The organism is Streptomyces speibonae (genome assembly GCF_984686075.1).
In genome coordinates, this window is sequence record NZ_OZ480260.1 from 5,534,430 (window position 1) to 5,556,165 (window position 21,736).

At 73.1% G+C, this 21,736-nt stretch carries 14 protein-coding genes, 1 tRNA gene and 1 pseudogene; 11 read left to right on the forward strand and 5 right to left on the reverse strand.

The annotated features are described in order from the left end of the window. Positions 1-2 precede the first annotated feature (2 nt). A pseudogene (locus AC5L3C_RS24800) lies at positions 3-6,116 on the forward strand (type I polyketide synthase); the annotation flags it as partial. 182 nt (positions 6,117-6,298) lie between these two features. Continuing rightward, positions 6,299-6,940: a hypothetical protein gene (locus AC5L3C_RS24805; protein WP_493650894.1), complete on the forward strand. Its 642-nt coding sequence runs from the start codon at positions 6,299-6,301 to the stop codon at positions 6,938-6,940. Positions 6,941-6,983: 43 nt separating this feature from the next. Here AC5L3C_RS24805 and AC5L3C_RS24810 read toward each other — a convergent pair whose 3' ends face one another. The 3 genes from AC5L3C_RS24810 to AC5L3C_RS24820 all read right to left on the reverse strand — a co-directional run bounded on the left by AC5L3C_RS24810 (position 6,984) and on the right by AC5L3C_RS24820 (position 11,280). After that, positions 6,984-7,700, reverse strand: a complete 717-nt coding sequence (locus AC5L3C_RS24810; RefSeq protein ID WP_493650895.1) for a response regulator — start codon at positions 7,698-7,700, stop codon at positions 6,984-6,986. 159 nt (positions 7,701-7,859) lie between these two features. Next, positions 7,860-9,605, reverse strand: a complete 1,746-nt coding sequence (locus AC5L3C_RS24815) for a fatty acyl-AMP ligase (RefSeq protein ID WP_493650896.1) — start codon at positions 9,603-9,605, stop codon at positions 7,860-7,862. A gap of 16 nt (positions 9,606-9,621) precedes the next feature. Further along, entirely contained in the window at positions 9,622-11,280 is a 1,659-nt protein-coding gene (locus AC5L3C_RS24820; protein ID WP_493650897.1) for a flavin monoamine oxidase family protein, read from the reverse strand. Between the two features lie 346 nt (positions 11,281-11,626). On the opposite strand from AC5L3C_RS24820, the gene AC5L3C_RS24825 reads away from it, so the two are divergent. The 9 genes from AC5L3C_RS24825 (at position 11,627) to AC5L3C_RS24865 (ending at position 21,178) form a co-directional block, all read left to right on the forward strand. Further along, on the forward strand, positions 11,627-13,306 hold the full coding sequence (locus AC5L3C_RS24825) for an MDR family MFS transporter (protein ID WP_493650898.1): 1,680 nt from the start codon (positions 11,627-11,629) through the stop codon (positions 13,304-13,306). Positions 13,307-13,349: 43 nt separating this feature from the next. Beyond that, positions 13,350-14,405: an aminoglycoside phosphotransferase family protein gene (locus tag AC5L3C_RS24830; protein WP_493650899.1), complete on the forward strand. Its 1,056-nt coding sequence runs from the start codon at positions 13,350-13,352 to the stop codon at positions 14,403-14,405. A 280-nt stretch (positions 14,406-14,685) separates the two neighbouring features. Beyond that, the gene (gene ccrA, locus AC5L3C_RS24835) at positions 14,686-15,948 is read left to right on the forward strand and encodes a crotonyl-CoA carboxylase/reductase (RefSeq protein WP_493650900.1); all 1,263 of its coding nucleotides are present in this window, start codon (positions 14,686-14,688) and stop codon (positions 15,946-15,948) included. A 208-nt stretch (positions 15,949-16,156) separates the two neighbouring features. Then, the gene (locus AC5L3C_RS24840) at positions 16,157-17,383 is read left to right on the forward strand and encodes a nucleotide disphospho-sugar-binding domain-containing protein (RefSeq protein ID WP_493650901.1); all 1,227 of its coding nucleotides are present in this window, start codon (positions 16,157-16,159) and stop codon (positions 17,381-17,383) included. Further along, the gene (locus tag AC5L3C_RS24845; RefSeq protein ID WP_493650902.1) at positions 17,380-18,114 is read left to right on the forward strand and encodes a PIG-L deacetylase family protein; all 735 of its coding nucleotides are present in this window, start codon (positions 17,380-17,382) and stop codon (positions 18,112-18,114) included. The genes AC5L3C_RS24840 and AC5L3C_RS24845 overlap by 4 nt, the downstream gene beginning before the upstream one ends. A 52-nt stretch (positions 18,115-18,166) precedes the next feature. Beyond that, entirely contained in the window at positions 18,167-19,417 is a 1,251-nt protein-coding gene (locus tag AC5L3C_RS24850; RefSeq protein ID WP_493650903.1) for a nucleotide sugar dehydrogenase, read from the forward strand. Between the two features lie 133 nt (positions 19,418-19,550). Next, positions 19,551-19,838: a hypothetical protein gene (locus tag AC5L3C_RS24855; RefSeq protein WP_125506435.1), complete on the forward strand. Its 288-nt coding sequence runs from the start codon at positions 19,551-19,553 to the stop codon at positions 19,836-19,838. Beyond that, positions 19,838-20,002: a hypothetical protein gene (locus tag AC5L3C_RS24860; protein WP_164555717.1), complete on the forward strand. Its 165-nt coding sequence runs from the start codon at positions 19,838-19,840 to the stop codon at positions 20,000-20,002. The genes AC5L3C_RS24855 and AC5L3C_RS24860 overlap by 1 nt, the downstream gene beginning before the upstream one ends. Before the next feature lie 24 nt (positions 20,003-20,026). Then, positions 20,027-21,178 carry a sensor histidine kinase gene (locus AC5L3C_RS24865; protein WP_125506436.1) on the forward strand — a complete coding sequence of 384 codons (1,152 nt, stop codon included), beginning with the start codon at positions 20,027-20,029 and terminating at the stop codon, positions 21,176-21,178. A 3-nt stretch (positions 21,179-21,181) separates the two neighbouring features. Here the strand turns inward: AC5L3C_RS24865 and AC5L3C_RS24870 are convergent, their stop codons facing one another. Further along, complete coding sequence (locus tag AC5L3C_RS24870; RefSeq protein WP_125506437.1) at positions 21,182-21,379, reverse strand: hypothetical protein; 198 nt, start codon at positions 21,377-21,379, stop codon at positions 21,182-21,184. A gap of 264 nt (positions 21,380-21,643) precedes the next feature. Beyond that, positions 21,644-21,716 (reverse strand) — tRNA-Arg (locus AC5L3C_RS24875). Between the last annotated feature and the right edge of the window lie 20 nt (positions 21,717-21,736).

A 21,736-nucleotide genomic window follows, 5' to 3' on the forward strand; every position in this document is an offset into this window, starting at 1 on the left:
TCACGGCCGATCTGCACCAGACGCGGCAGCGGCTGAGCGAGCAGGAGGCGAAGGCGTACGAGCCGATCGCGATCGTCGGGATCGGCTGCCGGTTCCCCGGCGGGGTCGAGTCGGCCGAGGATCTGTGGGACCTGGTGGATCAGGGCCGCGACGGTGTGGTCCCCTTCCCCACGGACCGCGGCTGGGACGTCGACAACGGCGTGCGGCCGCTGACCTGCCGCAGCGGCGGCTTCCTGGACGACGTGGCCGGCTTCGACCCGGTGTTCTTCGGGATCTCGCCGCGGGAGGCCGCGGCCATGGACCCGCAGCACCGGCTGATGCTGGAGGTGGCGTGGGAGGCCTTCGAGCACGCGGGCATCGACCCGACGGGACTGCGGGGCAGCGACACCGGCGTGTTCGCCGGGCTGATGAACAACTCCGACTACGTCTCGCCGCTGACCACCGTGCCCGAGGGCGTCGAACCGTTCCTGGGCACGGGCAGCACCGGCAGCATCGTCTCCGGCCGCATCGCCTACACCCTCGGCCTCGAGGGCCCGGCGCTCACCGTCGACACGGCCTGCTCGTCGTCGCTGGTGACGCTGCATCTGGCGGTCCAGGCGCTGCGCCAGGGAGACTGCTCCCTGGCGCTGGCCGGCGGGGTCACGGTGATGTGCACGCCGACGACGTTCTTCGAACTGAGCCTGCTCCAGGGCCTCGCGCCCGACGGCCGGTGCAAGTCCTTCGCGGAGTCCGCCGACGGCACCGGTTTCGCCGAGGGCGCGGGCATGCTCGTCCTGGAGCGGCTGTCCGACGCCCGCCGCCGGGGGCACCGGGTGCTGGCCGTGGTGCGCGGCACCGCGGTCAACCAGGACGGTGCGTCCAACGGGCTCACCGCGCCCAGCGGGCCCTCCCAGCGGGATGTGATCCTCGCCGCGCTGGCCAACGCCCGGCTGAGCCCCGACCAGGTCGACGCGGTCGACGCGCACGGCACGGGGACGACGCTCGGCGACCCGATCGAGGCCCAGGCACTGCTGGCGACGTACGGCACGGCCCGGCCCGAGGGCAGGCCGCTGTGGCTGGGATCCCTGAAGTCGAACATCGGCCATACGCAGGCCGCCGCCGGGGTCGCGGGCGTCATCAAAATGGTGCAGGCCATCCGGCACGGGGTGCTGCCCCGGACGCTCCACGTGGATGAGCCGTCCGGCCGGGTCGACTGGTCGGCGGGCGGGGTCGAGCTGCTGACCGAGGCCCGCCCGTGGCCCGAGACGGGCGCGCCCCGGCGGGCCGGTGTCTCCTCGTTCGGTCTGAGCGGCACCAACGCGCACGCCATCATCGAGCAGCCCCCCGCCGAGGACGAGGCACCGGCCGCCGACGCCCCCGCGGGGCCGGTGCCGGTGCTGCTGTCGGCGAAGACGCCCGACGCGCTGCGCGGCCAGGCCCGTGCGCTCCGCGTCCACCTGCGCCGCGACCCCGGCCTCACCCCGTACGCGGTGGGGCGGGCGCTGGTCCGCGACCGGGCGCTGTTCGACCATCGGGGCGCGGTCGTCGCCGCCGACCGGGAGACGCTGATGAGCGGCCTGGCGCTGCTCGCCGACGACGAGACCGCCGGGGACGTGGTCCGCGGGACCGCCCGGCCGGGGGCGCGTGCGGTGTTCGTCTTCCCCGGGCACGGCACCCAGTGGGCCGGCATGGCGGCCGGACTCCTCGACAGCGAGCCGGTGTTCGCCGAGTCGGTCGCCGCCTGCGACGCCGCGTTCGCCGAGTTCCAGGACTGGTCGGTCGAGGCCGTGCTGCGCCAGGAGCCCGGTGCGCCCACCCTCGACCGGATCGACGCGGTGCAGCCGGTGCTGTTCACCATGATGGTGTCCCTGGCCGCCCTGTGGCGCTCGTACGGCGTCGAGCCCGCGGGCGTGATCGGGCACTCCCAGGGCGAGGTGGCCGCGGCCTGTGTGGCGGGGGTGCTCGGTCTGCGGGACGCGGCGCGCATCACCGCCGCCCGGAACACGGCGCTGTGTTCGCTGGCCGGGAAGGGCGCCATGGCGTCGGTGCTGGCCGGGCAGGACGAGGTGCTGTCCCGGATCGCCCGCTGGGAGGGCCGGCTGTCGGTCGCCGCGGCCAACGGCCCCGCCGCCTGCGTGGTCTCCGGCGACCCGGACGCCGTGGACGCCTTCGTCGCCTCGTGCGAGGAGGACCGGCTCCGGGCCCGCCGGATCCGCGGGGCCGACGCGGCCGGTCACTCCGCCCAGGTGGAGGCGCTGCGCGAGCGGCTCCTCGACCAGCTGGCCGTGGAGCCGGGCCCGTCGGAGCTGCCGCTGTACTCGACGGTCACCGGCGGCCGGATCGACCCGGCGGACATGGACGGGGAGTACTGGTACCGCAACGCCCGCCAGACCGTGCAGTTCAACGACGCCGCCCGGGCGATGCTCGCCGACGGCCACCGCGTCTTCCTCGAGGTCAGCCCCCACCCGGTGCTGACCGTCCCGCTCCAGGGCATCGCCGACGACGCGGGCGTGTCCGTCGCGCCGGTGCCCACGCTGCGCCGTGACGAGGGCGGCCGGCACCGCTTCCTCGGCGCGCTCGCCCAGGCCGCGAGCCACGGTGTCGTGCCCGACTGGGACACCGTCTTCCCCGTCGACTGCCCTCGCGCGGAGCTGCCCCCGTACGCGTTCCAGCGCGAGCGCTACTGGCTGGACAGCCTGCCCGCGGCCGGTGACGTGTCCGCGGCCGGGCTGCAGCCGGGCGGGCATCCGCTGCTGTCGGCCGCCGTCACCGTCGCAGACACCGAACACACGGTGCTGACCGGGCGGCTGTCGCTGCGCACCCACCCGTGGCTCGCCGACCACGTCGTCCTCGGCACGGTCCTCGTGCCGGGCACCGCGTTCGTCGAGATGGCCCTGTGCGCGGGTGACCGCACCGGGTACCACCGGCTCGACGAGCTCACCCTCGCCGCGCCGCTGGTCCTCACCGGTGACACGGGCACGGCCGTCCAGGTCGTCGTCGGCCCGCCCGACGACACCGGCCGGCGCCCCGTGTCCGTGCACGCCCGCACCGACGGCGCCCCCGACGACCTGCCGTGGACCCTACACGCCACGGGCGCGCTCGCCCCCGAACCGGCCGCCCCCGACTTCGACTTCACGGCCTGGCCCCCGGCGGGCGCCGAACCCCTCGTCACCGACGGCCTGTACGACCGGCTGCACGCCGCCGACGTCGGCTACGGGCCGGTGTTCCAGGGGCTGCGGGCCGCCTGGCGCTCCGGCGACGACACCTACGCCGAGATCAGCCTGCCCGAGCAGGCGGCGTCCGAGGCGGCCGCGTTCGGACTGCACCCCGCCCTGCTGGACGCCGCCCTGCACGCCGGCATGGTCGGCGCCGAGATCTCCGCATCGGTGCGGCTGCGGCTGCCGTTCGCGTGGACCGGCGTCACCCGCCACCTGGACGGCGCCGCCCGGCTGCGGATCCGGCTGACCAGGACCGCGCAGAACGAGATCTCCCTGCGCGCCGCCGACGGCGACGGCATCCCGGTGCTGTCCGCCGAGGGCCTGGCCGTACGGGATGTCGCGCCGGAGACGATCGGCGCCACGGCCGGCCGGCACCACGACACCCTGTTCGCCGTCGACTGGACCCCCCTGCCCGGCGGCGGGCGGGCGGACCTCGGCGACTGCGCGGTCGTCGGCGCCGTACCGGGCGATGCCCTGCGCGCCGCCACCCGCCACGACACGCTCGACGCGCTGATCGCCGCGCTGGAGGCCGGCGCGCCCGCCCCCGAACTGGTCCTGCTGCCGCTCACCGGGCACACCGCCCCGGGCGGGGTGGAGCCGGCCGCGGTGCACGAGCGCACCGCGGAGGTGCTGCGGCTGCTCCAGGCCTGGCTGAACTGCCCGCAGGCCGCCGGGACCCGCCTGGCGTTCCTCACCCGCAACGCCGTGGCCGCCGTCCCCGGCGAGCCGGTCACCGGCCTGTGCGAGGCCGCCGTATGGGGCCTGGTGCGCTCCGCGCAGTCGGAGCACCCGGGCCGGTTCGCGCTGGTCGACCTCGACGGCACCGCCGAGTCGGAGCGGGCGCTGGCCGCCGCCCTGGCGAGCGGTGAACCGCAGACCGCCGTCCGCGCGGGCGCCGTCAGCGCCCCGCGGCTCGCCCGGCCCGACCTCACCTCCGACGGTGTAGCCGGCCGGCCCGCCCTCGACCCCGAGGGCACCGTGCTCGTCACCGGCGCCACCGGCACGCTGGGCGCGCTGGTCGCCGCCCACCTGGTGCGCGAGCACGGGGCGCGCCGGCTGCTGCTGACCAGCCGGCGCGGCCCGGCCGCCAACGGCGCGGACGCGCTGCGCGCCGAACTGGAGGCGCTGGGCGCCGAGGCGGAGTTCGCCGCCTGCGACACCGCCGACCGGGACGCCGTCGCCGCGCTGCTCGACGCGATCCCCGCGGACCGTCCGCTGACCGCCGTGGTGCACAGCGCGGGCGTCCTCGACGACGGCGTGCTGGACCTGCTGACACCGCAGCGGCTGCACGGCGTGCTGCGGCCCAAGGTGGACGCCGCCCTCCACCTGCACGACCTGACCCGGGAACGGAACCTGTCGGCGTTCGTGCTGTTCTCCTCCGCGGCGGGCGTCGCGGGCAACCCCGGCCAGGCCAACTACGCCGCCGCGAACGCCTTCCTCGACGCCCTCGCCGCCGACCGCCGCGCCCAGGGGCTGCCGGCCGTCTCGCTGTCCTGGGGACTGTGGAACGAGCGCAGCGGCATGGCCGGCGACCGGGACGAGGAGGAGGTGAAGGCGGCGCTGCGCACCGGCATCGCGGGCCTGGACACCGAGGAGGGCCTCGCCCTCTTCGACGCCGCGCTGTCCTCGGACCGCGGTCATCTGGTGCCGATGCGGCTCGACTTCGCCGCCCTGCGCACCGGCCTGGACGAGGTGCCGCCGCTGCTGCGCGGCCTGATCCGGGTGCCGCCGCGGCGCTCCGGGTCCGCCGACGGCGCCGCCCGCGCCTTCCGGGACCGGCTCGGCCGGGCCGGGGACGCCGAACGGCCCGCCGTGGTGCTGGAGTTCCTGCGCACCCAGGTGGCGTCCGTGCTCGCGCTGCCCGACGCGTCCCTGGTCGACCCCGAACGGCCCTTCCTGGAAATGGGGTTCGACTCGCTGACCGCGGTCGAACTGCGCAACCGGCTGTCCCGGGCCGTCGGGGTGACGCTGCCGCCGACGGTCGCCTTCGAGAACCCGACGCCCGCCGCTCTGGCCGCGTACATCGCCGACGCCGCGGCCGCCGCACCCGAGCGGGCCGACGGGCCCGGTCCGGCCGCGCACACCGCCCAGGGGGAGAGCCTGTTCGGGCCGATGGTGCGGCGCGCCGTCGAACTGGACCGGCTGGCCGAGTTCACCGGACTGCTGTCCGCCGCCTCCGAGTTCCGCCCCGTCTTCACCTCCGGCGCCCAGCTGACCGGCGAACTCGACGTCGTCCGGCTCGCCAAGGGACCCGCCGGACCCGCCCTGGTGTGCATCCCCTCCGTCCTGGCGATGTCCGGGCCGCACGAGTACGCGCGGTTCGCCGCCGCGTTCCGCGAGGTGCGCTCCGTGTCCGTGCTGCCGGCGCCCGGGTTCCTGCCCGGCGAGCTGTTCCCCGCGAGCGTCGAGGCGCTCGCCGAGGCACAGGCGGACGCGCTGCTCGCCCACACGGACGGGGAGCCGTTCGCGATCGCCGCGCACTCCTCGGGCGGGATGCTCGCCCACGCCCTGGTCCGCGCCCTGGAGACCCGCGGCGCGGGACCCGACGCGCTGGTGCTGATGGACGTGTACGCGCCCAGCCGCAAGGCGTTCGACGGGATCGAGAGCCGGCTCGCGGGCGGCATGAGCGGCGACGCGGCGGGCTTCCTGCCCATGGACGACGCGCGGCTGACCGCGATGGGCGGCTACTTCCGGCTCTTCGCGCAGTGGGACCCCGAGCCGGTCGCCGCCCCGACGCTGCTGGTGCGGGCCGAGGAGCCGCTGTCCGCCTGGGAGGCGGGCGACGACTGGCGCTCGCGGTGGGAGCACCCGCACGACGCCGTGGACACCCCGGGCGACCACTTCTCCATGATGGAGGAGCACGCCGCCGCCACCGCCGCCGCGGTGGAACGCTGGCTCGCCGCCCGGAGCGCCGGCTGACCGGAGAACGGGAGCGCACGGGAGGGCGGTCCACCCGGGGTGGACCCGTGGGTGGAGGAAACCGCCCTCCTTGCCGGACCCGTACCTCCACCGCCGGGCCCAGGTAAACACCGCAGCCCGGCCCTACTTTTTCTTCCGTAAGGCAAGGCCCCTGGCCCAGGGGGCGGATGAAGGGGGCTCGGATGAGTGACGCCATGCAGGAGGCGCTGCTGCTCAGCGGCGCGCTGTTCGCCATCGTCATGCTGACCCAGGTCGGCCGGCACAGCTTCGGCTGGATCAAGTTCGGCGTGTCGATGGGCTTCACGGTCTACCTGTACTGGGACACGTACGAGCGCACGCCCGTCACCACCGCCAACACCACGGCCGCCGTCCTCGGCATCCTGATCGGCACCGGCATCGGCTACTTCCTGATGCGGCACATGGTCGTGTACCGCAACGAGCAGAAGAAGTACAAGGTCTACACCCGGGCCGGCTGGCCCTACCTGCTGATCTGGGTCGCCGTGCTGGTCCTGCGGACCTGCTTCCTGCTGGCGCTGGAGAACTCCGACTGGTTCTCCGAGAAGGTCGGCACATTCATGATCGAGAACAACCTCGGTTCGGAGGGCATCGCCGCGTTCTTCGTCCTGATGGCGATGACGATGGTGGGCTACCGCACCGTGGTCTGCCTCATCCGGGCCCGGCGGCTGCCGCCGGCCCCGCAGACCCCGTCCGGCGACTCCGCCGGTACGGACACGACGCCCGTGGCGGGCCAGGACGAAGCCGGGAAACCCCCCGTACCCGGCTCTGCCGCCGCCACGCGCGACGGGGCGGCGACGTCCGCCTGAACGGCGGCGTCCCCGCCCCATCCCCCGGCCCGGCCCTGAGCGATCAGGGCCGGGCCAGTCCTTTCTGGAACGCGTAGCGCACCGCGTCCGCCCGGTTGCGCGCGTCGATCTTGGCGAACGCGTTGTTGATGTGCGTCTTGACGGTCGTCTCCTCGATGAACAGCGAGGAGGCGATCTCCGCGTTGCTCAGCCCCTCGGCGATCAGCCGCAGCACCTCGGCCTCCCGGTTGGTCAGACCGTCCGGGAAGACCCGCCGGCGGGGCCGCTCCTTCACCGCGGGCGCCGGGCCGGGGTCCGCGGGCACCGGGGGCGCCGGCGCGGCGAGCGCGGCCGCGAGCCGGCGGGTGACCGTCGGGTCGAACGTGGACTGCCCGTGGGTGGAGTTGCGGATCGCCATGGCGATCTGCTCGCGGTTGGCGTCCTTGGTGAGATAGCCGCGCGCCCCCGCGTTCAGCGCGGCCGCGATCGACTCGTCGTCGGCGTAGGTGGACAGCGCGAGCACCGCCACGTCCGGGTGGTCGGCGAGGATGCGCGCGGTCGCCTCCGCGCCGCCCATTCTCGGCATCCGCAGATCCATCAGCACCACCTGCGGGGTGGTCTCCGCCACCAGCCGCACCGCCTCGACACCGTCCGAGGCGCCGCCGACGACCTCGATGTCGTCCATCAGATCCAGCAGGGACATCAGCCCCTCACGGACCAGTTGCTGGTCGTCGACGACCAGCACCCGAACCGGCCCGGCCGTCCGTTCCGTCGTGCTCACTCGTAAAACCCCCGAGGTCGTGCTCCAGGTCCTGGCAGGCGCACCGCGCAGTGACGAACCTACCCGCTGTCATGACGAAGGGCGCGGGTCCGCGGCTCCCGGCGGACGGCTCCGTCCCCGGTCAGCCACGGGCCCGCGCCCGTGCCCGCTGTACGGCGCTCAGCGCGCGGCGGCTTCCGGCAGCTCCCCGGCCAGGTGGAGCGCCCGGCAGGCCCGGCGCTGCACCTTGCCGCTGGTCGTGCGGGGCAGCGTGCCGCGGCGGATGAGGCGGACCTCGTCCACGTGCAGCCGCTGACCGTCGTACACGGCCCGCCGCACGTTCTCCCGCAGCCGCTCGGCGCCGTTCTCGCGCAGCACCCGGCCGTCCGTCTCCACCACGACGACGAGCCGCTCGGCGGTGCCGTCGTCGACGGAGAACGCGGCGGCGCAGTTGGGCCGCAGCCCCTCGGCCGCGCTCTCGGCGGACAGTTCGATGTCCTGCGGATAGAAGTTGCGGCCGTTGCGGATGACGACGTCCTTCAGCCGGCCGGCCACGAACAGCTCGCCGTCGTGCACGAACCCCAGGTCGCCGGTGCGCAGATACGGCCCGCCGGGCTCGCCGGCCACCTCGGCGCCGAACGTCTCCCGCGTCTCCCGCTCCCGGCCCCGGTAGCCGAGGGCCACACAGGGGCCGTCGATCCAGATCTCGCCGATCCGCCCGTCCGGGCAGGCGGCGCGGGAGGCCGGGTCGACGATACGGACCCGGGTCGTGGAGGCCGCCGCCCCGGCGCCGATCAGCGGCTGGGCCCCGTCCGTGCCCTCGGCGAGCAGCTCCAGACGGCCCTCCATCAGCGCCTCGGTGCCGACCCACAGCACCGTCGGCACCCGGTCCGACGGGGAGGCCGTGGCCTTCAGGGTGTTCTCGGCCAGACCGTAGCCGGGGCACATCGCCTCCGGTGCGAATCCGGTGGCCGCGAACGCCTCCGTGAACGCCCTGACCGAGCGGTGGCGCACCGGCTCGGCACCGTTGGCGGCGACCCGCCAGGCGGACAGGTCCAGCGGGTGGCGTGCCCCGTTCTCCGCGAGATCGCTCACGCACAGCTCGTAGGCGAAGCTGGGGGCGGCGGCGTGCGTGCCGCGGAACCGGGTCAGCGCCTCCAGCCAGCGCAGCGGCCGGCGGACGAACGCGGCGGGCTCCATGAGGTACGCCGGGATGCCGGAGCACAGCGGCAGCAGTACCCCGAACAGCATGCCCATGTCGTGGAAGAGCGGCAGCCAGGAGACGACCACGCCGTCCGGCCCGGTCGGCCAGACGTCCTCGGTCTCGGCCACGTTGTGCAGGAAGTTGGCGTGCGAGACCTGCACGGCCTTGGGGTGCCCGGTGGACCCGGAGGTGTACTGGAGCAGCGCCACGTCGTGCGGCTCGGGCTCGGGCGCGGTCCACCCGCCCGGCCGCCCGGGCAGTGTTCCGGTGTCGACGAGCCGCAGCCCCGCCAGCTCGGGCACCCCGGCGAACCGCTCCTCCAGGTCCCGCTTGACCGCGCCGGTGGTCAGGACGGTGGTCGTCCCGGCGTCGTCGGCGATCCGCCGCAGCCGCTCCAGGCCGCGGCGCCGGGTGGGCACCTGGACGGGGGCGGCGGCCACCCGGGCGTACATGCAGCCCAGCAGGGTGCGGATGAACTCCAGGCCGGTCGGGTAGAGCAGCACGGCGCTGTCGCCGGTGCCGAGTCCGGCGGCGGACAGCGCCGCGGCGCGGGCCTGCGCCTCCGACTCCAGGCGCCGGTAGGTCAGTTCGCCGTCGGGCGTCTCACCGTCGCGCAGATACACATAGGCGGTCTCGTCCGGCTGCTTGACGCTGCGCAGCGCCAGTGCCTCCGTCACGGTGCGCGCGGCGGCCGGCACGTGGTCCTGTGGGTGTGGGGCCATGGTGGGGTCCTGTTCTTCAGTCGTAGGGAAGTGCGACCGGAGCGAGGCCGTCGAAGACGTCGCCGGGGCCGGGGTTGGCGGCGTGGGTGCGCCCGCCGAGCCGGTGCAGGACGCCCCAGACCGCGTTCAGCGCGGTGGTCACCGCCCCTTCGGCGAAGCCCGGCGTCCAGGAGACGTCGTCGCCGCACAGGAACAGACCGCCGTGCGCGGCATCGGCCCGGTCCTGCGCGAACTGGGTGAACAGCCGCCGCTGGTACCGGTACTGGCCGGGAAGGTTGGCGCGGAAGGCCCCCATGAAGTGCGGCTCGCTCTCCCAGGTGACGCCGATGGGGCCGTCGATGATGTGCGAACGGATGTCGACGCCGGGGTAGATGTCGGCGAGCCGCGCCAGCACGACGTCCAGGCGCTCGCGCTGCGAGAGGGTCGCGAACTTCAGCGAGTCGTCGTTCCACGTGTACGACAGGCACATCACGCCCGGCCGGTCCGGTCCCTCGTCGAAGAGGTACACGCCGCGCGCCGAGCGGTCGGTGAGGGTCATGCCCATCGTCTCGCGCCCGGTCCGCGGGTCGGTGTCGCGCCAGAACGGCCGGTCGGTGAGGACGAACAGCTTCGAACTGCCCATGTAGTGGGTGCGTTCGACGGCGAACCACTCGTCGGTGGACAACAGCGACGGGTCGCAGTCGATCCGGTTCAGCAGCGTCCACACGTGCGGGGTGAACACCACGGCCGCGTAAGGGCGCACCGCGCCGGACGCGTCCGTCACCTCGATGCCGGACCCGCTGCGGCGCAGCGCCCGCACCCCGGGTCTCGGCGTGCCGCCGTGCAGGGAGGCGAGCGAGGTGCCGGCGGGCCAGTGGACGAGGTCCTCGGGGGAGCGGTGCCACAGGCCGCGGGGGAGCTGCTCGGCCCCGCCCTCGATCAAGACGTGGTTGTTGTCGGCCTCGGTGAAGACGACCCGCAGGATCTCCAGCATCGAGTTGGGGAAGTCGGTGTCCCAGCCGCCGCTGCCGAAGCCGACCTGGCCGAAGATCTCGCGGTGCCTGAAGGAGCGGAACGCCGGGGAGGAGGCGAGGAACCCCCAGAACGACATGTCGTCGTACTCGGTGACCAGGCGGTTCCACACGCTCTTGAGGGTGCGGGTGTCCCGGTCCTGGATCGCGCCCCGTATCACCGACAGCTCGGTGCGTTCCTGCAGGGACTTCTCCCACGCGGTGGAGACCTCCTGAAGGACCGGCGGCAGATCGTCGGCGTCACGCGCCCACTGCGTGCGCCCGGCGAGGTGGACCACGGTCGTCGGCGTGCCGGGGGCGAGCGGGTTGGGGAAGGGGCGGGTCGCGAGCCGCAGCGTGTCGATGTAGTGGAACAGCGCCCGGGAGGAGACGGGGAAGCGCATCGCGCCCATCTCCGCGACGCTGGACGGGTGCCGGGGGAAGGGCGTGGAGCGCATGCGTCCGCCGATCCGTTCCACCTCGTGGACCACGGGGCGCAGCCCGAGCCGCAGCAGCTCGTGGGCGGCGGTCATCCCGGCCATGCCGGCGCCGACGACGGCGACCTCGGTGCCGTACCGCTCCGGCGGCAGCGAGCCGAGGCCCGCCGGGTGGCGGAGCCAGTCGTCGTACGCGAACGGGAAATCCGGCACGAGCATGGTCACCGGAGGAGAACTGGCTGGCATCATCGAGAAAACCTCTCGGGCCGTGCGCGAAAACCCGGACCGGAAGCTGGGAAGCCGACGGGAAAGAGAAATGTCACCGCGGCAAGGGGCACGGAGAATCCGAATCCGGCGGACTTATCCAATTGAGCCCGCCGATGGGTACGTGAACAACCCCTAGCCGCCCCAGTGCCCCGCCGCGCCCGGGCCGGCCGCCCACGACGGCTTCATTAGGGGGTCGGTGACGGCGGTAGGGGCTTGTTCCGGCCTATTCGCGCTGTTCATTCTTGAGTGCCCTGCCGCACCGGTTCGCCTGCGGGAAGCGTTCTCCGGCGGCCCACTCCGACCACTCCGATATAGGGAGACACACGCGATGACAGCCTCGCGAACGGGGCACCAGGAGCCGTCGGACTCCGGCTCGCCGGCGTCACAGGAGGAACGCGAACGCGCCCACCGGCTGATCACTGCGGTCATGCCCGGACTGATGGCGGGCATGTTCCTTGCGGCTCTGGACCAGATGGTCATGAGCGCCTCGATCCGGACCATCGCCGACGACCTCGGCGGGCTGCACCTTCAGGCCTGGGCCACCACCGCCTACCTGATCACCTCCACGGTCACGACCCCGCTGTACGGCAAGCTCTCCGACATCTACGGCCGCAAGCCGCTGTTCGTCGTCGCGGTCGTCACCTTCGTGGCCGGCTCACTGGCGTGCGCCCTGGCCCAGACGATGCATCAGCTCGCCGTCTTCCGCGGGCTCCAGGGACTCGGCGGCGGCGGTCTGACGGCTGTCGCCGTGGCGATCACGGCCGACCTGGTGCCGCCGCGCGAACGCGCCCGCTACCAGGGCCGCTCCATGACGGTATGGCTCGCCGCCAGCCTCCTCGGACCGCTGATCGGCGGACTGTTCTCGGACGCCGGCGCGGTCCTCGGCATCACCGGCTGGCGCTGGATCTTCCTGATCAACGTGCCCATCGGGGCCGTGGCGCTCATCGTGATCCTGCGGGTGCTCAACGTGCCGCACCGGGCCCGCTCCCGGCGGATCGACCACTGGGGGGCCGCGGCCATCACCGGCGGCACCGTGCCGCTGCTGCTCCTCGCCGAACAGGGCCAGCAGCGGGGCTGGACCGCGCCCTGGTCGCTGACGTGCGCGGTGCTCGGCGGGGCCGGGTTCCTGGCGTTCCTGCTGATCGAGTGGCGCCTCGGCGAGGACGCGCTCATCCCCCTGCACCTGTTCCGCGTCCCGACGTTCAGCGTCGCCATCGCGGTCACGATGCTGGTGGGCGGCGGCATGTTCGGCGCCATCTCGGTGGTGCCGCTGTACCTGCAGATCGTGGTGGACAACTCCCCGGTGCAGGCGGGCCTGATGATGCTGCCGATGCTGGCGGGCGTCTTCATCTCCACCGTCTGGTCCAGCCGCGTCCTCAAACGCGGCGGCGGCTACAAGGCGTTCCCGATCATCGGTGCGGGGGTCACCGCCGTGGGCATGTTCGCCTTCCGGGCGACGGACGCGGGCACCCCGCTGTGGGTGCGCATGGTCATCCTGGTCGCGTTCGGCATCGGCATCGGCAACTGCACCCGCACGCTCATGGTCGCCGCCCAGAACTCCGTGCCCGTCGCGGACATCGGCTCGGCCACCGCATCGCTCACCTTCTTCCGGCAGGTGGCCGGGGTGTTCGGGGTGGCGGCGTTCCTGTCGGTGCTCTTCGGGGTGCTGCCGGCGAAGCTGTCGGAGACGGCCGCCCGGCCCGAGGTGGCCGCCGTCATCGAGGACCCGGCCGTCGTCGCCGACGAGCGCAGCGAGCCGTTCTTCGCGCTGAAGGACGGCACCCGGAAGCAGTTGGAGGACTCGTCGTTCCTGGACGACGCGGACCCGCGGCTCGCGGACCCGTTCCGCGACGCCTTCGACGCCGCCACCGACCGGGTGTTCCTGATCGGCGGACTGCTGATGTGCGTCACCGCCGTCCTCGCGATGTTCCTGAAGGAAGTACCGCTGCGCGAACTGAGCGCGGCCCAGCTGGCCGAGCGCGAAGCCGCCGCGAAAGCGGCGGAGTGAGGGCTCCGCCCGGGACGAGCAAGCAACGAGAGAGGGGACCGGTGTGAGTGCGGACGCTGTGGAGGCGGAGGACATGAGGGGGCACGACGGGAGTGTGGACACGGGGGGCTTCGACGCGGTGACGCCGTGGGCGGACCCCCAGTGGCGGGCCGAGGTGCTGGCCTGGGTGGAGGAGGCACTGGCCCGGCGCGACCAGAAGCCCGCGTCCGGCGCCGAGGGGCCGCGGGTACGGCTGCGGCCCTGGTCGGTGCTGGTCCAGGTGCCGGTCGAAGGGGGCACCCGCGTGTGGTTCAAGGCGAACCCCGCCGCCTCCCGCTTCGAACCGGCGCTCGCCGGGGCCCTGCACTCCTGGGTGCCCGGCCAGGTCCTGGAACCCGTCGCCGCGGACACCGGGCGCGGCTGGACGCTCTTCCCCGACGGCGGCGAACAGGTCGCGCTCGGCGGGACGTCCGGCGACGTCAAGGCCTGGGAGGACCTTCTGGTGCAGTACGCGGTGCTCCAGCGCGCCGTCGCCGCCCACCGCGAGGAACTGCTGTCCTTCGGCCTGCCCGACCTGCGGCCCTCGGGCCTCGCCCCGGTCCTGGGCCTGCTCACCCACCGCACGGGCGGACTCGACGACGCGGTGCACACCTCCCTGTCCGGCCTGGCCCCGCGTTTCGCCCAGTGGTGCGCCGAGCTGGAGGCCGCCGGCATCCCGGCGACGCTCGACCACGCCGACCTCCAGGACGGCCAGCTCTTCCGCGCCGACGGCGGCCGCTTCGTCTTCCACGACTGGGACGCGGCGTCGGTCGCCCACCCCTTCGCGAGCCTCGTCGTGGTGGCGCGGGCGGTCCGCCGGCGGTTCGGCGACGACGCGTCGGCGGTGCTGGCCCGGCTGCGGGACGTCTACCTGGAGCCGTGGACGGACGACGGCCACTCCATGGCCGAGCTGCGCCGCCTCGCCGACCTCGCCACCCGGGTGGCGCCGCTGGGACAGGCGGTACGCGCGCTGGCCCCGGGCCGGATGTTCCCCGGTACGGAACTGGACACGAGGGCGGTGCACTCCGTGGGCGTACAGGAGGGGCTGGCGGTCGCCTGCGGACTCATGCTGACGCTCTGACGTACCGGACCGGCCGGACGAAGGACACCGGACGCGGCCGAGGCCCGCTTCCCCGCCGACCCGGCGGGGAAGCGGGCCTCGCCAATTGACCGTCGATTTACCGTTGACCGGGCCATGAAACGGTTAATCCGGCTTTCCCTAGGGGAGTTTAGGGGGTTGTCCCGTCTCTCGCGGCGCGGATAGCGTGCGATGCCAACGGTCCCGGGCGGCGATGACATTGGCCGAGTGAATGGGATCGAATTCTCGCCGACCATCGGCATTCGCCATCGACACCTTGGGAATGGTGGACGTGTCCAAGTCTCTGTATGAAGTCGGAGAGATTCCTCCGCTCGGTGAAGTCCCGGAACGGATGTATGCGTCGGTCATTCGGCAGAACCGCTTCGGAGAGCCGAAGGAGGCCTTTCGCACCGAGGTCGTCGACACGCCCCGCCCGGGCCGCGGCCAGGTGCTGGTGTACGTCATGGCCGCCGGCATCAACTACAACAACGTGTGGGCGTCACTCGGCACGCCGATCGACGTGATCGGGATGCGGCAGAAGATGTTCGGCGCCACCGAGGACTTCCACATCGGCGGCACCGACGGCTCCGGCGTCGTCTGGGCCGTCGGCGAGGGCGTCAAGGACGTGAAGGTCGGCGACGAGGTCATCATGTCGGGCGCCAAGTGGGACGAGACCGCCCAGGACATCCGCCTGGGCGCCGACCCGCTGTGGTCCAAGTCCCTCCAGGCCTGGGGCTACGAGACCAATTACGGCTCGTTCGCGCAGTACGCCCTGGTCGACGAGTACCAGTGCCACCCCAAGCCCGCCTCCCTGTCCTGGGAGAACGCCGGCAGCTTCATCGTCACCGCCGCCACCGCCTACCGGCAGCTGTGCGGCTGGGAGCCGCACACCGTCCGCCCGGGCGACCCGGTCCTCATCTGGGGCGGTGCCGGCGGCCTCGGCTCCATGGCCATCCAGATCGTCCGGTTCCGCGGCGGCATCCCGATCGCCGTGGTCTCCGACGAGGAGCGCGGCCGGTTCTGCGTGGAGCTGGGCGCCGAAGGCTTCATCAACCGCAAGGAGTTCGGCCACTGGGGCCGGCTGCCCGACGTCGCCGACACGGCGGCCACCGAGGCATGGAGCGCGGAGGCCCGCCGGTTCGGCAAGAAGATCTGGGAGATCCTCGGCGAGCGCCGGGCGCCCCGGATCGTCCTCGAACACTCCGGCCAGGACACCCTGCCCACCTCGATCTTCGTCTGCGACTACGGCGGCATGGTCGCCATCTGCGGCGGCACCAGCGGCTACAACGGCGATGTCGACCTGCGCTACCTGTGGATGCGCAGCAAGCGGCTGCAGGGCTCGCACGGCTCGGACACGACGCAGAACCGCGAGGTCATCAACCTCGTCGGCACGGGCCGCATCGACCCCTGTGTCCACTACTGCGGCACCTTCGAGGACATCGGCCCGGCCCACCAGATGCTGTACGACAACGCCCACCCGACGGGCAACATGGCCGTCCTGGTCAACGCCGAGCGCCACGGGATGACGTCCTTCGCCCGCTCCTGACCACGGACCGCACACGGCAGCGGGCGGCGGACCACCCCGGAGCCCGGCGCCTCGCGCCCGGCTCCGGCCCCCGGCCCCGCCGCGCTCCCGACGCGTCGCGGACCTCACCGCGACGCGCCCCCGGCCGTTCCCGGCCCGCTCACCGGCCACAGGGCCGGCCCGGGGCCACGCACGCCCTTCCACTCACGCCGAAAGGTTCCCCTCGCTCATGCGCGTTCTCTCCACCGTCACCGGTTCCCAGGGCCACGCCCGCGCCGTCCTGCCCCTCGTACGGGCGCTGGCCGCGGCGGGCCACGAGGTCGTCGTGGCCCTTCCCCCGCATCTCGCCGACGTGTACACCGACTCCGGTGCCCGCGTCGAGGCCGTCCTGCCCGACTTCATCGCGGCCATGCAGGAGATGCGCCAGCTCCGCGAGAACATGGACCCCTCCCTGCTCGGCCCGAACGGAGAGGTCGACGAGCGGGCCCAGCTCATCGGTTTCGCCGGCGGCCCCCAGGTCGCCAGCGCCTACCGCGCGGTCCTGCCCCTGGCCGAGAAGTTCCGCCCCGACCTGGTGCTCCGCGACGGCGGTGAGCTCGCTGGCTGTCTGATCGCGGAGAAGCTCGGCATCCCGCACATCTCCGCCCCCTCCGGCGCCGGCAACCTGATCGACCCGGCCGGCCTCGCCCCCCTCCTCAACGCCCGCCGCGAGGAGCTCGGCCTGCCCGTGCAGGACGACAAGTGGTCCATCTACGCCCACGGACGCATCGACTGCATGCCGGAGGGCTACGCCTTCAACGCCTTCGAGTCCCCGGAGCCGTTCCGCTACAGCCAGCCCATGCTCACCGACGGCAGCGGCGGCCTGCCGCCGGAGTTCGCCGAGCTGTCCGGCGACAAGCCGCTGGTCCTCGCGTCCGTCGGCACCTCGCTGCCGGTCGTGATGGGCATGCAGTTCATGGGCATCGAGCTGCCCGACGGCATGATGGACCCGGCCGACACCCTGCGCGCCATCGTCGGCGGGCTGTCCCGCATGGACTGCCACGGCATCGTCTCCAGCGGCGGACTGCCCGTCGAGGACCTGGAGCCCGGCCCCAACGTCCACGTCGTCGACTGGGTCCCGCAGCCGCTGCTGCTGCAGTGCGCCCAGGTCTTCCTCACCCACGCCGGCTACAACGGCATCCGGGAAGGCATCAAGGCCGGTGTCCCGATGGCCACCCTGCCCCAGTACGCCGACGAACCGCACAACGCCGTACGCATCGGTGAACTCGGTCTCGGCGCCCCCATCGAGGACGTCACCCCCGAGGGCATCGCCGCGGTCTGCGAGCGCCTGCTCACCGACGAGAAGATCACCGCCAACGTCCGCTCCGCGCACCGCCGCATGCTCGGCCTGCCGGGCATCGACGCCGCGGTCGCGCACCTGGAGCAGCTCGCCGGACACGGACGGACCGCGGTGTGAGCGCCGGATCCGACGGCCGCCGGGCCGTGTTCGGGCTGCGACCGGGCGACCGTGCCCTGGTCGTCGCCCCGCACCCGGACGACGAGACCATCGGGCCCGGCGGCACCGTCGCCCGGCTGGCCGCCGAGGGCGTCGAGGTCCACGTCCTGTGTGTGACGGTCCGCGCGGCCCGGATGTACGGCAGCGTCAGCGACCCGTCCGTCCGGCTGGCGGAGTTCGACAAGGCGTGCGCGGCGCTGGGCGTCGCCCGCTCGGTGATCGCCTGGGTCGACGAGACCGGCGACCTCGACATCAGCACCCGGCAGCGGGCCCTGGTGGATCTCATCGAGCGTCACGAGGAGGTGTCGCTGGCGACGGCGCGGCCCCGGCTGATGCTGATCCCGTCGGCCGGCGGCTTCCACCAGGACCACCAGGCCGTCCACCGCGCCGCGTTCGCCGCGGCCCGGGTGCAGACGAAGGGGCTCAAGCCCACGCCGGAGCTGGTGCTCGGCTACCGGGGCGTCGAGGACCGCTGGTCCGCGCAGAACGAGTCCTGGTGGGCGCATGTCGACACCACCCGCTTCTGGGCCGCCAAGGAGGAGGCGCTGCGGGCCTACGGCACCCAGATGAGGGCCGAGGGGCCGCGGTCCGTCGAGCAGATCCGGCTCACCGACACGGTGACCGGCTCGGTCCTCGACTTCGGCTGCGCCGAGAGCTTCGTCCCCTACCGGATGGCCTACGGGCATTCATGACATCGGGCCGGCCCCCGAGAGGGACCGCGTCTTCAGAGCAAGGAGACACCACATGAGCGGTCAGCGCGTGGGCATGGTCGGGATCGGCTACGCCGGACTGCCCCTCGCCGTGGAGCTGGGGCGCGCGGGCAACCGCGTGACCGGGTTCGACATCGACCAGGAGCGCGTGGACCTGGTCAACTCCGGGCGCTCCCCGGTCGACACCGTCACCGACGACGACATCCGCGGTCTCGAGGGCCGGCTGGACGCCTCCTCGGACCCGTCCGTGCTCGCCGAGTGCGAGGTGGTCGTCGTCTGCGCGCCGACTCCCGTCCGCGGCGACCGGCCGGACCTCGGGCCGCTGCTCGGCGCCACGAAGTCCGTACGGGACCGGCTGCGCCCCGGCCAGCTGGTGATCGTCGAGTCCACCACCCACCCGGGCACCACCGACAGCCTCCTGCTGCCGGTGCTGGAGGAATCCGGGCTCAAGGGGGGCACCGACTTCAACATCGCCTACTCACCCGAGCGCATCGACCCCGGCAACACCCGGTACGGCATCAGCACCACGCCCCGGGTCGTCGGCGGCCTCACCGAGGTCTGCACCGACCGGGCCGTGGCGTTCTACCGCCAGGTCACCGAGGTCCACCGCACCCGCGGCATGCGGGAGGCCGAGGCCGCGAAGATCCTGGAGAACACCTACCGCCAGGTCAACATCGCCCTGGTCAACGAGTTCGCCCAGCTGTGCCACAGCATGGACATCAACGTCTGGGACACCATCGAGGCGGCCGCGACCAAGCCGTACGGATTCACGTCGTTCCGGCCGGGCCCCGGCGTGGGCGGTCACTGCATCCCGGCCGACCCGCTGTACCTGGTCCACCACGTGGCGACCATGGGACTGCCGTTCCACATGGCCGAGACGGCGCACAAGGTCAACGAGGGCATGCCGCTGTGGGTGGCGGACCGGATCGTCAAGGATCTGGAGGCGTCCGGCACCCCCGCGGACACGGCCACCGTGCTCCTGCTCGGTGTCACCTACAAGGCGGACACCGCCGACACCCGTCACACCCCCGCCGTCCCCATCGCCCGGACGCTGCTCGAGCGCGGCGTGCGCGTGGTCTGCCACGACCCCTACGCCGACGGTCTCGACTGGCCCGGCGGCCGCGTCGAGTCCGTCCCCGACCTGGACGAAGCGCTCGGCGAGGCCGACATGACCGTGCTGCTCCAGCGCCACAAGGAGTACGACACGGAGCGCCTCGGCCGCCGCGCCCGCAGGCTGTTCGACACCAGCGGGGCGGCGGCGGACGTCGCCGGCGTCGTGCTCTGACGTATCCCCGCCGGGCCCACCCCGGTGGAGAAGGGGCGGAGACCGGTTCTCCGCCCCGATCTCCACCGTCGGGTGGGTCCGTCGCATCGCGGACGTCCCTACTCTCGGGGCATTCGCCCAAAGGAGTGCTGACATGCAACTGGCCCTGGATCTCGACACGGTCATGACCGTCATGCTGGTCCGCTTCGCCCTGGTGGTCGCGGCCGTCTCCGTGCTTCTGATCATCGGCTTCGCGATCGTGATCACCCTCAAGCGCAACGGCCGTATCGACGGCGTCTCCAAGCACGTCGGGCCCGTCGCCCGCGCCCTGAGCCAGAGCCGCGCACTGAACACCGACCGCTACGGCCGCCCGCCGGGCCTGCGCCGGCGGGCCCTGCTCTCCGTACTGGACCACCTCGGCCGTGAGGGGAACCGCAAGTGATGCCCGCCGCCCTGACCGTCCTGGCGTCGTCGGACGACGAGAAGGACGAGATCCTCCATCACCTCATCCGCGACCACCTGTGGAAGCTGGGTATCGTGGCCGTCGCCGGGCTGATCGTGGTGACCGCCATGGTGATCATCTACAAGAAGGCCGGCGTCAAGTAACCCTCTCGTCGGGGAGCCGTAGGCATGACAACGACGCCCGAGGGCGGTCACTTCATCGACCGGCTCGCGCCCGGGTGGCTGGTCGTCCAGTTCCTGGGCACCGGGATGCTGGTGGTGGCCCTGGTCACCGCCCGGGAGGACTCCCTGTGGATCTGGGGCGTCTACGCCTTCAGCGTCATCACCTGGATCCTCTTCATCGTCCTCCACCCGTGGCGCCCGCGCGGCGCGGCGGCCGTGCTGGCCGCCAGCGCGCTGGTGCCCGCCCTCGTGGTGGGGGCCGCGGACGACTCCACGGCCGTCATCCTGCTCTGCGTGATGCTCGGCCGGTTCACCTCGCTCACCGCCCCGTCGGGGCAGCTGATCGCCGGGGTGACGGCGGTGTGCCTGCTGCTGACCTGGATCAGCTGCACGGCGGCCGACCGCCCGCTGAGCGACGTACTGGGCTATCCGCTGCTGATCCTGGTGCTCACCCTGCTCAGCCTGAACCGGCGTCAGTCGCAGCTGCGCGCCGAGCAGGCCGAGCAGTTGCTGGACCAGACGCGGCTGGTGCAGCAGGAGCAGGCGCGCGCCGCCGCCCTCGCCGAACGCACCCGGATCGCCCGCGAGATGCACGATGTGCTGGCGCACTCGCTCGGGGCCCTGACGGTGCAGCTGAAGGTGGCCGAGGCGTTGATCGAGAAGGGCGACACGCAAGCGGCGCTCGCCCGGGTCCGCCGCTCGAACCGGCTGGCGGACGAGGGGCTCACCGAGGCGCGCAACGCGGTCGCCGCACTGCGCGGTGACGTGCCGTCGCTTCCCGCGGCACTGAGGGATCTCGTCGCGGAACACCGGGCCAGTCACCCGGGCGAGGTGACGCTGGACATCACCGGCGAGGCGCGCCGTCTCGAGCCGGCCGCGGCGGTGTCGCTCATCCAGGCCACCCGTGAGGCACTCACCAACGCGGCCAAGCACGCGGCGGGGGAGAGGGTGGAGATCTCACTGGACTTCGGCGACGACGCCGTCCATCTGAGGGTGGCGAACAGCACCCCGCGCGACACCCTGCCGGACGCCGACCATGTGCCGGGCTACGGGCTGACCGGGATGCGTGAGCGGATCGCGCTGGTCGGCGGCACGCTCGCGGCGGCCAGGGAGGACGAGGGCAGGGCCTGGGTGCTGTCGGCCGAGGTGCCCGTCTGAGGGTCAGAACTCGATTTTGGCCAGCAGGCCGGCCAGCGACGTGGTGCCGTCGAGGAGCCACGGGCCGACGTTCCCCGTCTGGCTGAGGAAGAGCCCCAGCAGCACGCACAGCACGGCATGCCCGAGCTTCAGGCTGCCGCCCCGCCAGATGAAGAAGATGGTCACTCCGAGTAACAGCAGGACGACGACTGAGATGGCCATATTGTTCCCTCTTTGTGAGGATATCGACGCGCTTGCAGCAGAACGCTACTGAAGCCGCCGTCGAAACTCCTGGGCCCGCGGATGGAGACAAGGGTGGAGTCGGCGGAGGGCGGGAACGCACCCGGAGACGGACGCGAGGGTGCGGGCGCGATGGCCGTCACCAGGGGCGGCCACGCCGTCCGGCGCCGGCAGCACCGCCGCCGGACGCTCCCGCACCTGCTGCGCAACGCAAGAACGCCCTCCCGAAGGAGGGCGGCGACTGGGCGCCCCCGGCAGGACTCGAACCTGCGGCCAAGCGCTTAGAAGGCGCCTGCTCTATCCACTGAGCTACGGGGGCCGGTGTGCTGGCCTGGGTGT